This is a genomic window from Dietzia sp. 111N12-1 (assembly GCF_001658045.1).
GTDB classification, from domain to species: domain Bacteria; phylum Actinomycetota; class Actinomycetes; order Mycobacteriales; family Mycobacteriaceae; genus Dietzia; species Dietzia kunjamensis.
Genome location: NZ_LSSV01000027.1, coordinates 150,459 through 162,920, shown reverse-complemented (window position 1 = coordinate 162,920; position 12,462 = coordinate 150,459). Strand labels below are relative to the sequence as shown.

Below are 12,462 nucleotides of genomic sequence, written 5' to 3'. Positions count from 1 at the left end.
TGTCCCAGACCGGTCGTCAGCGCACGTCGAAGGCCGGGCTCTCCCCCCTAACGGGGAACAGACGCCCGTCGATCCCGCGGCCCGACGCCGTGTACACCACGCGGTAGGCGCCGGCCGGGGTGCCGGGCGGGATGTCCCAGGTGATGAGCGCGTTCGTCACGGTGAGCAGGCCCTCGAACACGATCATCGTGGACCAGTCGCCGTCGTCGTGGACCCGTACCCACCGGTCGCCCTCCCGGCGCTCGATAGCGAGGTAGGTGTCTCCCCGGCGCAGGTCGGAGTTGGGGTGGGTGCCACAGAACCGCACCACGACCCGCTGTCCGATGCGGTACTCCGTGAGCGGCGGGTCCAGGACGTCGCCGAAGTTCCGCAGCGGTGCCGGGGTGTCGACGAGCGGGTTGCCCAGCGGGGATACGGGGATCTGTCCGGTGAGGTCCCGTTCCGAGGTGCCCGGGTCGAGCGGGGTGCCCGCGCGCATCGAGCGGGCGAGCTCCGCGGCCGTCTGCTGGATCGCGGGGAGCGTCCACGGCCCGAAGATCGTCGCGCCGCCCTCGTAGTTCTGGGCCGAGTACTCCTCGGGCGTCGTCACGTAGTGCCCGTAGGCGTTTGAATACCCCTGGACGGTGACGTGGTCCTCGGCCACGCCGAGTTCGGCCGCGAGCGTGCGCCGCAGCCGTAGACCAGCCACCACGGTGGGTTCGAAGCCGAGGGTGAACAGATAGTGCCCGCCCAGGCGTACGAGGTGGAACGGGTACACGCGCTGGACGGCCTGCGGTACGAGGCCCACCGGGAGCAGGACGTCCTTGGCGCCGTGCGCCTCGCGGAGCCAGGCGGGGATCACCACGTCGGTGATCGCGGCGACGACGGGGTTGCCGCCGCGGTCGCCCTCGGCGAACGGCAGCTCGTCCCCGCCGCCGCCGTCCTCCTGGCTGCCCGACGCGAATGACGCGCCGAGGGCCGCCACCGTCGTCCGGTGGGGGCGCCCGTCGCCGGTGAACTCGGGCCGCACCTCGACGGCCGACATGTCCACCCAGCGGTGCCGGACGTCGATCCCGTTGCCGAGCGGCCGGACCCCCTTGTCCACCTGGTCGCGCGCGGCCGCGAACTGTCGCTCGCCGATGATCCGGGTGTTGAGCCACTCGTCGGGCGTCGGTCCCCGGCCGGGGGCCAGGTCGAGGTTGGGGCTCACGTCGCCCGGGTTGGTCTGCGCGAACGCGGTGACCAACTCCGGCGTGCGGCCGTCGAGGTAGTCCTGCCCGGCCACCTCCCGCTCCCAGTGCCATGCGGCGAAGCCCTTGTTGTCGGAGGACGCGATCGTGTTGTGGGAGGTCATCGAGGTGGCGTGGACGCCGAACCAGTTGAGCACGCCCACGAGCCGGCCGTCGCGGGTGATCTGCAACGACTGCGACCGCGGGTCGATCCCCGCCGGGAACTGCGCCCGCTCCTCGGGGGTGTCGCGGTCGAACGACCCGAGGGAACGCTGGACGCCGGCGTCGTGCAGCGCGCCGGTGGTGACCCCGACGCTCGACGGCGCGAGGTCCTGGAGCGCCATCCGTGCGGCGTCGACGATCCCCGCCACGTTGGCCTCGAACGTCACCGGCCGGAAGCCCAGCATCGACAGATCGACCATCGGATGGCCGGATGTCCCGCCGGGTGCCACGTGGGTGTGCGTGGCGGTGATGACCACGTTGCCCTCGTGGTAGGTGTCGCCGAACTCGGCGGCCAACCGGCGCAGCACCTCCTGCTGGATCGACTGGAAGACGAGACCGATCTCGGCGGTGACGTGGAGGAACCGGGGTGACGACGGCGAGTCGGCAAAGACGAAGGCGCGGGCCCGCTGCCGCAGATGCAGCCCGACGGACTGCTGCTCGGTGTCCGCGTACCCGTTCATGCCCGCGCCCAGCGGCTCTCCGGTCATGTCCCCGATGCCGCGGCCGACGTACATGGCCGTGGACTGGCCCTGTGCCACGGCTGGCAGGAGTGACTGCAGCGCGGCGACCCCGCCGAGTGCGGCGGCCCCGCCCAGGACGGTGCGGCGGTTGACGGCCATTCGGTTGGCGGACGTTCGGTTGGCGGACATCGACTCTCCCCGGGTGCGCGTACCGCGGTGATTCGCATCATCGCATCGCGGCTGACGCTACCCAAGTGGACGCTCGTCCGGGGGGTGTCTCGTGGAGGCGGGCGGGCGATCTGCGCCGACCGACGGGCAGCGGCCCGGGCGGGGAGATCCCCGCCCGGGCCGCTGCGAGCTCTGCTGAGCCGTGTGGCGCGTGACCTGTCGGTCAGCCCTTGGCGGCGGCGTAGCGCTCGGCCACGTCCGCCCAGTTGATGACGTTCCACCAGGCCTTGACGTAGTCCGGCTTGACGTTCTTGTACTGCAGGTAGAAGGCGTGCTCCCACATGTCCAGCATGAGCAGCGGGGTGATGTTGATCGAGATGTTGCCCTGCTGGTCGGTGAGCTGCTGGATGATCAGGCGCTGCCCGATGTGGTCCCAGCCCAGGACGGACCAGCCCGACCCCTGCAGGGTCGTGGCGGCGGCGTTGAAGTGGGCCTGGAACTTGTCGAACGATCCGAACTCGGCGTCGATCGCGGCGGCCAGCTCGCCCTCGGGCTTGTCGCCACCGTTCGGCGACATGTTCTTCCAGAACACGGAGTGGTTGGTGTGGCCACCGAGGTGGAAGGCCAGGTTCTTGCTCAGCAGCGGGGCCTTGGCGGCGATGCTGCCGTCCTCGCGGGCCTCGGCGAGCTGCTCGATGGCGTCGTTCGCGCCCTTGACGTAGGTCGCGTGGTGCTTGGAGTGGTGCAGCTCCATGATCTCGCCGGAGATGTGCGGCTCGAGAGCGCCGTAGTCGTAGTCGAGATCGGGAAGAACGTACTCGGCCATAGTGGAGTGTCCTTTCAGTTGGGTGGCGGGCTGCGCACGGGAGTCCCCGTGGCGCCCGTCACGACGTCCACCTCCACCATAGTGATCCGTCCACCGGTGCGTCGTGCTGCGCGACCGCGGGCTGCCAGCCGAGCCGATGGCCTGCCATGATCGGGGTCGTGGATCACTCTGATACGGCCCCGGCCGGCGGCATCATCTCCGTGTCGGCCGTCGTGCTCACCCGACCCGACGGTGCGGTGGCGACCGTCCGCAAGGCGGGCACCGACCGGTTCATGTTGCCCGGCGGGAAGTGGGAGGCCGGGGAGTCGCCCCGGGCGTGCGCCGCCCGGGAGATCGACGAGGAGCTGGGGGTGGCCATCGCCCCCGATCGGCTCACCCCCCTGGGGCGGTTCGACACCGCGACCGCCAACGAGCCCGGCTTCTCCCTGGTCTCCGAGGTCTTCGCCGCCGAGGTGGACGGCGGGCAGCAGCACCGGGCCGAGATAGCGGAGTTGCGCTGGGTGGCGGCCGCGGAAATGGCCCACATCGCGACGCTGCCGGAGGACGCCTGTGCGCCGTGGGCCCCGCTGCTGGTGCGCGTCGCCCGAGACTGTCTGACGTGATGACCGTCCCTGGTCAGATCACCAGGAGGACGACGAGCACGAGCAGGAGCGCCAGGGCGACGGCGACACTCACGTGGAGGTTGCGGCGACGGACGTGATCGCTGCAGCCGGACCCCTCGAAGGGCTGCGGCGGCTCGCCGTCGAGGATGGCGCGCAGGCGCTGCGCGGCGGGCTGTGTAGCGGTCACGTCGAGCTCCCCCTCGGTCGAACTGGTCACCACCCTAGCGCCGACTATGGCATTGGTCACATCACGTCCGGATCACGAACGGGCCGGAGGGTTACCCTGGCGGCATGGGCTGGCTACAAGACGCGATCAGACACTCCGCCATGCGTACCGCGACCACGGTCGTCGACGCCGAGGCGGCGCTCCCGGGCCGCGCCGACCCGGTGCCGGTGGCGCCGGCGAACATCGTCACCGGAAACCCGATGGTCCCGCCGTTCCCGGAGGGGCACGAGACGATCGTGCTCGGCATGGGTTGTTTCTGGGGTGCGGAGAAGGTGCTCTGGCAGCTCGACGGCGTCTGGACCACCGCCGCCGGGTACGCCGGCGGGTGGACGCCGAACCCCACCTACGAGGAGACCTGCACCGGGGCGAGCGGCCACACCGAGGCCGTGCTGGTGGTCTTCGACCCCGAGGTACTGCCGGTGGAGAAGCTGCTGGCCACGTTCTTCGAGTGGCACGACCCCACGCAGGGGATGCGTCAGGGCAACGACATGGGCACGCAGTACCGCTCGGCCGTCTTCACCACCACGCCGGAGCAGCTGGAGGCGGCCCGTCGCATCGCCGAGGGGTACCAGAAGGAGCTCGACGCGGCCGGTTACGGCCCGCTGACCACCGAGATCGACGAGCTGGGGGAGGTCCGGTCCGGCACCTTCTACTACGCCGAGGACTACCACCAGCAGTATCTGGTCAAGAACCCGGGCGGCTACGACTGCCACGTCCGCAGCGGCGTCGCCTGCCCCGTCTGACCGGGGGCTCCCGCGTCTGGTCGGGCGCTCCCGCGCCTGGCCGGGCGCGGGAGCGGATGGCCGGACCGAGGGGCCAGGCGCATCGGACATGCGAAAGGGCCCGGCAGGATCTCTCCTGCCGGGCCCTCTCGTTAATTCCGAAGGACGTCAGATCGCTCTGACGTCAGATCACATCGGGGTGATGTTCTCCGCCTGCAGGCCCTTGGCGCCCTGCGCGACGTCGAAGGAGACCTGCTGGTTCTCCTCGAGCGAGCGGTAGCCCGAGCCCTGGATGGCGGAGAAGTGGGCGAAGACGTCGGCCGAGCCGTCGTCGGGGGCGATGAAGCCGAAGCCCTTGTCAGCGTTGAACCACTTAACGGTGCCGGTAGCCATATTGGCGTCCTTTCGAGAGTCGGTGCCCCGCTTGTCGGGGAACCAGGTGCTGCAGCAGAGAGCGTGCTGTGTGTTTCCCTGCGGTGCCGCACTGCCCTCTCTCAAGGACGGTGGATCTACAGAAATACAACGAACGATTTCAACTACTGAGGAAGACCATACACACGCCGTCGCGATCCGTCACCCCTGATGTGACGACGGCTACATGGACCGCCTGATCTCGTCCGCCAGAACGTGAGCGTGGTTGTGCTCGGTGTCCCTCGCCGCATAGGCCAACACCAGGTCGTCGCGGGCCGCCAGCGTCGCCAGGCGGCCCACTTCCCCGGCGGCGGGCTCGCGTGACAACTCCTCCCGGTACTTCTCCGCGAAGTGCTCGAAGTCCAGTTCACCGCGGTGGAACCCGCGGCGCAGGTCGGCGGACGGAGCCACGTCCCGGCACCATTCGTCGTGACCGAGGGAGTCCTTGCGTACGCCCCGCGGCCACAGCCGGTCCACGAGGACGACGTGGGCCCCCGCTGGGTCGGCCTCTCCCGAGACGAGGTCGTGCACTCGCACGCAGTTCACGGACATGGGCCCAGGCTCCGGCACACCGCCGTCCGACGCCACCCGGGCTGTGCCAGCATGGTCGCCATGACCACACCGCGGCGGCAGGGGCAGTGGCGCTGGGTCGCGCACCCGCCGTGGCGACCCCCGACGCCCGTGACACGGCCCCCCGTCCCGCGGCACCGCACCGGGCCTGCGTGGCGCGACCGCACCCCGTCCTACCCCGGCACCCCGCGGTGGGGACTGCCGCCGGTCGCGATCCCGCGCCGCCTCGAGCAGCCGGCAGGACCGACACCCGCCCGGCTCGCCACCGCCGCCCCCGGGATCATGCGGGCGGCCGGCGCCTGGTTTCTCGCCACCGCAGTGGCCCACGGGCTGCGCTACGCCGCCCTGGTCTGGTACGCCGACCGGCTCGCGCCGTGGTGGCTCGAGGCCCTCACCACCGCCCTGGTCTGGGTGACGGGGATCGTCGCGATCGCCGTGGGCATCGCCGCAGCCGTCACGGCGACGGCCTGGCTGGTGGAGATGCGGCGACGGGCGTACGCACCGGTTCGGGACCCCCGGTCACGGGCGGGCCTGTGGGTGGGTGCCCTCCTCGTCGTCGTCAACTTCTTCCGCCTGCCCGTCTACCTCGAGGAACTACGCCGGGCGTCGACCCGCGCCCCGTCCCGCTCGGACCTCCGGCGGTGGTGGGCGGCCTGGGCCGTCAACGTCCTGGCGGTGACGGTCGCCCTGTGGCGCGGTAGCGGGGAGGGCCCACAGGCCGCCGCGGACACCGTGCTACTCACAGCCCTCGCCGCGCTCGCCGCGGCGTGGGCGGTCCGCGAGACCCGGGGCGTCATGAGGAGTTTCAGTGACCCTTCCCCGCGGTTCACCCGCAGGTTCATCGCGGCGGGGATCCTGGAAGCGTCAGCAACCCGGAAGGATTGAGACGTGACGGTCCCCACGACCACCCACCTGCCCTCGCCCGTCTCCACCCGCAGCGGGGTCGTCGCACACCGCGGCGCCTCCGCGGAATTCCCCGAACTCACCCGGGTCGCCTACCAGCAGGCCCTCGAGCAGGGCGCCGAAGCGCTCGAGGTGGACGTCCGCCTCACCTCCGACGGCGTGCCCGTCCTGCTCCACGACCCCCGCACCACCCGCGTCGCCGACAGGGATCTCTGGGTCCACGCCAGCACCCTCGATCAGATCTCCGCGCTCGACGTGGGGTCGTGGCACCCCGTGCACCGCGCCCCCGAAACGGTGCTCACGCTGCGCAGCTTCCTCGTCATGGCCGAGGCGTACCCGGACGTCCGGTTGTTCCTCGAGACCAAGCACCCGGTGCCGTCCGGCGGCCGGGTCGAGACGGCGTTGCGCGACGAGCTGACGTACTTCGGCCTCGACCGGGCCACGTCGTTCGCCGACTCCCGCGCGGTGATGATGAGCTTCTCGGTCGCGGCCGTGCGGCGTTTCCGGCGGCTCGCCCCGGACGTGCCGACGGTGCAGCTGCGCGAGCGTCGGAACATCGTCAAGTCGTGGCCGGCCGAGGGGTTCGGTGCCCAGCTGATGGGGCCGAGCATCGGGACGCTGCGGGCGCGGCCGTGGCTGGTCGAGTACTGGTGGTCGCGGGGGGTGGGTACCTACTGCTGGACCGTCGACGACCCCGCCGACCTGCTGCTGTGCCGCGACCTCGGCGTGGACTGGGTCGGCACCAACGTCCCCTCGCGCGCACTGACCGTCCTCGACGGCGGCGCGCCCCGGACCGAGGGGCCCGCGGGAGCCTGACGCGCGGGCGGGCCGGCCGGGCCCGGGCCCGAGTCCGGGTTCGAGTCCGACGCCTACGCGGGCGGTCGGCGGGGGCGCACCGTATCGTGGTGATCGTGGGTAGACGCAATCGGAACAACGAGCCCAAGGCCGGCGGCAACCGCCAGGCCAAGATCGCCGCGCGCGCGGCCGAGCGTGAGGAACTGAGCGTCGAGCCGCGGCCGTTCGCCGGGTTCGCCGGGGAATGCGACATGGTGGCGATGCGCGAGTTCGTGCCGTCGGCCACCGCGCGCCTCACCACGGTCGACGGTGGGCGGGAGGTCACGCTGGCGACCGTGCTGCCCGGCGCCATCGCGGGCCTGGTCCGCGACGAGGAGCTCGGCGGCCAGGCCATGGTCGGCCTGCAGGTGCAGGTCCACGGGCCGGACCCCGCCGTCGATCTGGCCTACGCGGTGGACTGGGCGACCCGCGCCGGTGGCGGGGAGACCCTCACCTCGTCGCACCCGACCGACTCCACCCCGGCACTGGCCGACGTCGTGGTCGCCGATGCGCCGCTGGAGATCGTCGTCCACGACGACTTCTCGTGGTGGGTCGCCGACGGCGTGGACGTGGGGCCCGAGATCGAGCAGGCCATCCGCAACGCCAACGAGGTCATGATGCCCTCGGCGCGCGTCTCCGCGGACGGCATCGAGGCCGCCTGGTGGGTCGACGCCGGCGAGAAGGCACACATCCGCTGGGTGCGGCCGGAGAACGAGGACGACCTGTTCGAGGCCCTCGCCCGCGTGCACGCCGCCGGTGCGCTCCATCTGGGGGAGGGGTCCCGCTTCGCCGGGTCGTTCCGCACGCACGGGGTCCTGGTGCCGGTGTTCGACCTGGACCGCGAGATGCACCACCAGGAATGGGCGCCGGGTCTGCAGGCGCTCGACGCCGCGCTGCGTGACGCCCTGGCCGACGACACTCCCCTCACCTCGGACGAGCGGTCCTCCCGCGACGGTCTGCGCGCACGTCAGGTGACCCTGCGCTAGACGGCGGCTCCCCGCGAGCACCACGCGCCCGGCACCCGCGGTATGAACCCCCGGCCGGGCGCGCCGACCTCTAGGATCCACTCCGATGGCGACCGCGGTCGCCCGTGACGCGATGACCCGTCACGCGATGAGTCGACGCGGGGTGGAGTGAGGGGGTGGGGCGGCGTGGCCGACCGGCCGAGGGCGGGCGACGACGACGAGGCCCCCCGGCTCCCGGAGGTGACGGTTCCGCCGTGGTTGCGGACCGGGCCGACCCCCGATCACGCGATGCCCGGCGTCCCCGCCGCGGGCCGGTCGGCCGGTGAGGCCGGTGGCCCGGGTACCGGGCGGGCCGGGTCAGGTGAGCCCGAACCGTCCGCCGATGCCCCGCCCCCCACCCGCATCACCCTCGGCGCCGCCGGCGGCGATGCACACGCCCCGACGGCGGGGGAGCCGCGCTCCCCTGCGGGACCGGCTGGCAGCGGGAGCACCCGGCGCGAGGCGGACGACCTGTCCACCCTCTCGCTCGGGGCCCCGCCCGCGGACCGGGGCCGGCCCGATGACGAACCGCCGCCGGCCCCCGCGGTGCTCGATCGCCGCCCGGCACGGATCGCCCTGCTGGCGGCCGCCGGGGTCGCGGTGCTGGGTGGGTCCGCGGTCCTCGGGTTCGTCGTCACCCGCGGGGCCGTCAGCCCTGCGGACGAGAGGGACACCGGGTGCGTGGAGGTGTCCGAACCCGGCCGGGTGGTGGGGTCCGGGCCGGGCTCGCTCGAGACGCCGGCAGGGGCCGTGCTGGCCTTCGATCACGCCTACTACGTGGAGCGTTCGGCCGAGAAGGCCTTCGAGGCGGTCGCCCCCTCCAGCCGGATGACCGAGGAGCAGCTGCGCGTCGAGGGGGTCGAGCGGGTCCCCGAGGGCACCACTCACTGCGTGGACGTACGCGAACTGTCACCGACCCTGCTGGAGGTGGACCTCACCGAGTACCCGCCGGGGGCCGACCCGGTGCTGATCCGGCAGCGCGTCCGCGTGGCCGAGAACCCCGGCGGCACGTGGGGGATCGTCTCCATCACCCCGGCCGGCTGAGCTCCGCCGCTCACGGCCCGGTGTCGAGGAACTCCGGTCCCGGGGTCCGCCCGGAGGCCACCGCGTCGAAGAACCCGGTCGTCGTGGGACCCCACACGAGGTAGGAGCCCACCGAGCCGGAGGCCATCCCGTCGTGGGGTGCGGTCACGGTGAGCGGGTCACCGCTGAGTCGACGCATCACCATGGCGAGGTTCCAGATGTGGTCGCCGGTGTCCACGGTGACCGCCTCCGACGCCGAGTTCACCAGGGGAACGGCCGTGAACGGATTGAGCAGGTTCCCGGGCGAGAGCGTCTTGCGCATGAGTGCGCCGAGGAACTGTCGCTGGTTGCGGACGCGCTGCAGGTCCTGCTCGGCGAAGCCGTAGCGGGTGCGCACGAAGCCCAGCGCCTGCGGGCCGGCGAGCGTCTGGCACCCGGCGGCGAGGTCGAGTCCGGCGAGCGGGTCGCTGATCGGCTCGTCGATGCAGATGTCCACGCCGCCGACCGCGTCGACGATCCCGGCGAAGCCACCGAACCCGATCTCCGCGTAGTGGTCGATCCGCACCCCGGACTGCTGCTCCAGGGTCTGCGCCAACAGGGGTGGGCCGCCGAAGGTGTAGGCCGCGTTGAGCTTGTTCTCGCCGTAACCGGGGATGTCGACCAGCAGGTCACGGGGTAGGGAGATGAGCATCGTCCGGTCCCCGCCGCGGGGGGTGTAGACGAGCATCATCGTGTCGGTGCGCTTGCCGCCGGCGTCCGACTCGGACCCGGTCGACAACTGGGCCTGCTGCTCGGCGGTCAATCCCTCGCGGGAGTCGGTGCCCACCAACAGGGTGACGGTGCCGGGCGTGTTGCCGCCTCGACCCGGGTAGTCGGTCAGCGCGTCGATCCGCTGCAGTTTCGAGTCCGCCCACAGCACGCTGACCACCCCGAGCGTGAGCACGACGACCAGCACCAGTCCGAGGATCCGCAGGGGCCCGATCCGGCGCCGCGGGGTGCGGCGGCTGCGGGGGCCGCGCGGCGTCCCCGCCGCTCCGCGCGGGGGGCGACGGTCGGGTCGCCGGCCGCGGCGGTCGACGGCCCCCCGGTAGGGGTCGCGCGAGCCGGCCCGGGCACCGGCGGGCTGCCGTGGGTCGNGCGGGCGTCGCGCCCGGCGCGCGGGTCGCGGGGGTCGCGCCCGGCGCGCGGGTCGCGGGGGTCGCGTCCGGCGCGCGGGTCGCGGCGGTCCCGGGCGGCGTAGCGGGCCCGCTCCTCCGGGGACAGCGGCTCCGGTTGCTGGCGTGGCTGATAGCCGGTGCGACCCACCGGACGCTCACGGCCCGCGTCTCGAGGGTCCCGCCGGGCGCCCCGATCGCCCCGGTCGGGCCTGGCCGACGGGTCCCGCGGCGCGCCGGGGTCGGCGTAGCCACGGCGTTCGCGCGCGCGTCGCCGGAGCTCGGCGGCCTCCTCCGGGGTGAGGTGCCGGCGCCTGGAGTCGTCGGTCATGGGATCGGACTCTACTTGCCCGGTGCCGCGGTCGGCGGGTCCCACGGCCCCGGCGGGACACGCGTCACAACCGCGGGGGCCGCCCCGCTGCGCCGGGGTGTGCTGCCCCTATGTGCGCAATCCGGCCCGGTGCGCTGCCCGAATGGACCATTCGGGCAGCGCACCTGAAGCGGTGGTGGGCGCGGAGCGGCGGCCGGGCGGTCACAGCGACGAGTCGGGCGGTCACAGCCACGACAGGTGCGGGGCGAGCAGCGCGTAGCCGAGGAACGCGACCACGTCGAGCAGCGTGTGCGCCAGCACGAGCGGCCACAGCCGGCGGGTCCGCATCCACCACAACGCGAACACCACACCCATCGCCAGGTTCCCGAGCCCGCCGCCGAACCCCTGGTAGAGGTGGTACGACCCGCGCAGCAGGGCGCTGGCCGCCAGGGCCAGTGCGGGCGGCACCCCCAGCTGGCGCAGCCGGATGAGCAGGTACCCCACCACGAGGATCTCCTCGGCGGCGCCGTTGCCGGCGGCGGACAGCACCAGCACGACGGGTCGCCACCACGTCTCGCCCAGGCCCGATGCCGACACCTGCAGATTAACGCCGGCGGCGACCGCGCCGAGGTACAACGCCAGCCCGGGGACGCCGATGACGGCGGTCAGCGCGAGCCCCCACGCGATCTGACGGCCCGGACGGTCGCGCACCAGCCCGACGGCCCGTGCGCCGAGCCCGGAATGCGCGAGCAGCACCAGCGGCAGCAGCGCCCACGCCAGCAGTCGCAGGACCCCGAGCGCCTGGTAGGCCAGGTCGAGCCACGGATGTTCCGAGCGTGAGACGTTGAGGGCGGCGGTCTGCTCCCCGAGGTCCGCCGGTGCGAGAAGCGCGGAGACCAGGTCGAGGACGGCGTAGGCGCCGGACAGGCCGAAGGTGACGGCCAGGACGACGACGAGCTCGGCCACCAGCAGCCGGCGGACACGGGGGTCGGTCACCGGGTCGAACCGAGCCGCATACCGGGCGAACGCCTCGCGGGGCGAGAGAGCCGCGCGGACCCGTCCCGCGCCGGAAGCCGGTGGCATCGACCCGCTCACCGCCACGCGGTCACTCGGGGAGCCGGACATGGTCGACGATCCGGTCCATCCACCGGACGCCGGGAGCGGACTGCTGCGCGGTGGTCACGTACGCCACCCACCACCGGCTGTCCTCGGAACCGAAGACAGCGGTGTAGACCAGGCCGCCGGAGTCCTGGTCGGGGATGCCGTCCGGGACCACCACGTAGGAGATCGCGGCGCCCGTCCCCGCCTCGTTGTCCACGGGGGCCATCCGTTGTTCGTCACGGGTCCCGGACACGCCCAGGACGTACAACTGGATGGTCTCCGCGAGCGCGGTGGCGGCCCCCTGGTCATCGGTGATCGCGGCGGCGGCGATCCCGGATTCCAGGGGCCCGGCGAGGATGCGGGTGTCCAGGGCCCGACCGGTGCCGACCGGCCGCAGCTGCACGCTGCCGAACTCCGGGTCGTCGATCACACGCCAGCCGACCGGCACCTGCAACTCGAGCCCGGAGCCCTCGTCGACGTAGTAGGTGCCGGCCAGGGTCGAGTCGCGGGGCAGCACCGATGCGGGGTTCGTGGCCACGGCGGCGACGAGCAACGCGGCCAGCAACCCCAGTGCCACGTGGACGGTGCGCGGCCCGCGCTTCTCCTCGGGCGTGAGGTGGGAGGCGTCCGGGGCGTCGTCCGGTGCGGGGGTGTAGTCGGCCGCGTACTCGGGCACGGGGGAGTCGTCGGTACCCATCGGGGAGAGCGTAGCAACGT

14 protein-coding genes are annotated in these 12,462 nt (G+C 72.8%); 6 read left to right on the top strand and 8 right to left on the bottom strand.

Going from position 1 to position 12,462, the window contains the following annotated elements:
• Positions 1-16: 16 nt before the first annotated feature.
• Together AYO52_RS06645 and AYO52_RS06640 are read right to left on the bottom strand one after the other, a co-directional pair.
• A complete protein-coding gene (locus tag AYO52_RS06645; protein WP_067714890.1) occupies positions 17-2,080 on the bottom strand; it encodes a neutral/alkaline non-lysosomal ceramidase N-terminal domain-containing protein in 2,064 nt (687 codons plus the stop codon).
• A 202-nt stretch (positions 2,081-2,282) separates the two neighbouring features.
• Positions 2,283-2,885 carry a superoxide dismutase gene (locus AYO52_RS06640; protein ID WP_067714888.1) on the bottom strand — a complete coding sequence of 201 codons (603 nt, stop codon included), beginning with the start codon at positions 2,883-2,885 and terminating at the stop codon, positions 2,283-2,285.
• Positions 2,886-3,043: 158 nt separating this feature from the next.
• On the opposite strand from AYO52_RS06640, the gene AYO52_RS06635 reads away from it, so the two are divergent.
• Positions 3,044-3,487, top strand: coding sequence for an NUDIX domain-containing protein (locus AYO52_RS06635; protein ID WP_227022110.1), 444 nt, complete (start codon positions 3,044-3,046; stop codon positions 3,485-3,487).
• 13 nt (positions 3,488-3,500) lie between these two features.
• Here AYO52_RS06635 and AYO52_RS06630 read toward each other — a convergent pair whose 3' ends face one another.
• Positions 3,501-3,704 carry a hypothetical protein gene (locus AYO52_RS06630; protein WP_067714882.1) on the bottom strand — a complete coding sequence of 68 codons (204 nt, stop codon included), beginning with the start codon at positions 3,702-3,704 and terminating at the stop codon, positions 3,501-3,503.
• A gap of 74 nt (positions 3,705-3,778) precedes the next feature.
• On the opposite strand from AYO52_RS06630, the gene msrA reads away from it, so the two are divergent.
• Positions 3,779-4,456, top strand: coding sequence for a peptide-methionine (S)-S-oxide reductase MsrA (gene msrA / locus AYO52_RS06625; RefSeq protein ID WP_067714879.1), 678 nt, complete (start codon positions 3,779-3,781; stop codon positions 4,454-4,456).
• A gap of 168 nt (positions 4,457-4,624) precedes the next feature.
• On the opposite strand, the gene AYO52_RS06620 is transcribed toward msrA, so the two are convergent.
• Together AYO52_RS06620 and AYO52_RS06615 are read right to left on the bottom strand one after the other, a co-directional pair.
• Positions 4,625-4,828 carry a cold-shock protein gene (locus tag AYO52_RS06620; RefSeq protein ID WP_007629661.1) on the bottom strand — a complete coding sequence of 68 codons (204 nt, stop codon included), beginning with the start codon at positions 4,826-4,828 and terminating at the stop codon, positions 4,625-4,627.
• Between the two features lie 201 nt (positions 4,829-5,029).
• Positions 5,030-5,398 (bottom strand): DUF488 domain-containing protein, encoded by a 369-nt coding sequence (locus AYO52_RS06615; RefSeq protein WP_067714876.1) that lies wholly within the window; start codon positions 5,396-5,398, stop codon positions 5,030-5,032.
• A 60-nt stretch (positions 5,399-5,458) separates the two neighbouring features.
• On the opposite strand from AYO52_RS06615, the gene AYO52_RS06610 reads away from it, so the two are divergent.
• From AYO52_RS06610 to AYO52_RS06595, 4 genes are all read left to right on the top strand, one after another.
• Positions 5,459-6,301: a DUF4328 domain-containing protein gene (locus tag AYO52_RS06610; RefSeq protein WP_253701939.1), complete on the top strand. Its 843-nt coding sequence runs from the start codon at positions 5,459-5,461 to the stop codon at positions 6,299-6,301.
• A 3-nt stretch (positions 6,302-6,304) separates the two neighbouring features.
• Complete coding sequence (locus AYO52_RS06605) at positions 6,305-7,135, top strand: glycerophosphodiester phosphodiesterase family protein (protein ID WP_067714873.1); 831 nt, start codon at positions 6,305-6,307, stop codon at positions 7,133-7,135.
• A gap of 92 nt (positions 7,136-7,227) precedes the next feature.
• Positions 7,228-8,139 carry a DUF5926 family protein gene (locus tag AYO52_RS06600; RefSeq protein WP_371517424.1) on the top strand — a complete coding sequence of 304 codons (912 nt, stop codon included), beginning with the start codon at positions 7,228-7,230 and terminating at the stop codon, positions 8,137-8,139.
• 165 nt (positions 8,140-8,304) lie between these two features.
• A complete protein-coding gene (locus AYO52_RS06595; RefSeq protein WP_067714871.1) occupies positions 8,305-9,201 on the top strand; it encodes a hypothetical protein in 897 nt (298 codons plus the stop codon).
• Between the two features lie 10 nt (positions 9,202-9,211).
• Here AYO52_RS06595 and AYO52_RS06590 read toward each other — a convergent pair whose 3' ends face one another.
• The 3 genes from AYO52_RS06590 to AYO52_RS06580 form a co-directional block, all read right to left on the bottom strand.
• Positions 9,212-10,135: an LCP family protein gene (locus AYO52_RS06590; RefSeq protein WP_253701936.1), complete on the bottom strand. Its 924-nt coding sequence runs from the start codon at positions 10,133-10,135 to the stop codon at positions 9,212-9,214.
• Between the two features lie 752 nt (positions 10,136-10,887).
• Positions 10,888-11,769: a CPBP family intramembrane glutamic endopeptidase gene (locus AYO52_RS06585; RefSeq protein ID WP_240341213.1), complete on the bottom strand. Its 882-nt coding sequence runs from the start codon at positions 11,767-11,769 to the stop codon at positions 10,888-10,890.
• Positions 11,750-12,442, bottom strand: coding sequence for a hypothetical protein (locus AYO52_RS06580; protein WP_067714865.1), 693 nt, complete (start codon positions 12,440-12,442; stop codon positions 11,750-11,752). Before AYO52_RS06580 ends, AYO52_RS06585 begins: the two co-directional genes overlap by 20 nt.
• Between the last annotated feature and the right edge of the window lie 20 nt (positions 12,443-12,462).

Excerpts from the sequence above, each read along its gene's own strand:
- AYO52_RS06645 (WP_067714890.1), bottom strand. The coding sequence starts at position 2,080 with ATGTCCGCCAACCGAACGTCCGCCAACCGAATGGCCGTCAACCGCCGC.
- AYO52_RS06640 (WP_067714888.1), bottom strand. The coding sequence starts at position 2,885 with ATGGCCGAGTACGTTCTTCCCGATCTCGACTACGACTACGGCGCTCTC.
- msrA (WP_067714879.1), top strand. The coding sequence starts at position 3,779 with ATGGGCTGGCTACAAGACGCGATCAGACACTCCGCCATGCGTACCGCG.
- AYO52_RS06620 (WP_007629661.1), bottom strand. The coding sequence starts at position 4,828 with ATGGCTACCGGCACCGTTAAGTGGTTCAACGCTGACAAGGGCTTCGGC.
- AYO52_RS06615 (WP_067714876.1), bottom strand. The coding sequence starts at position 5,398 with ATGTCCGTGAACTGCGTGCGAGTGCACGACCTCGTCTCGGGAGAGGCC.
- AYO52_RS06610 (WP_253701939.1), top strand. The coding sequence starts at position 5,459 with ATGACCACACCGCGGCGGCAGGGGCAGTGGCGCTGGGTCGCGCACCCG.
- AYO52_RS06585 (WP_240341213.1), bottom strand. The coding sequence starts at position 11,769 with ATGTCCGGCTCCCCGAGTGACCGCGTGGCGGTGAGCGGGTCGATGCCA.
- AYO52_RS06580 (WP_067714865.1), bottom strand. The coding sequence starts at position 12,442 with ATGGGTACCGACGACTCCCCCGTGCCCGAGTACGCGGCCGACTACACC.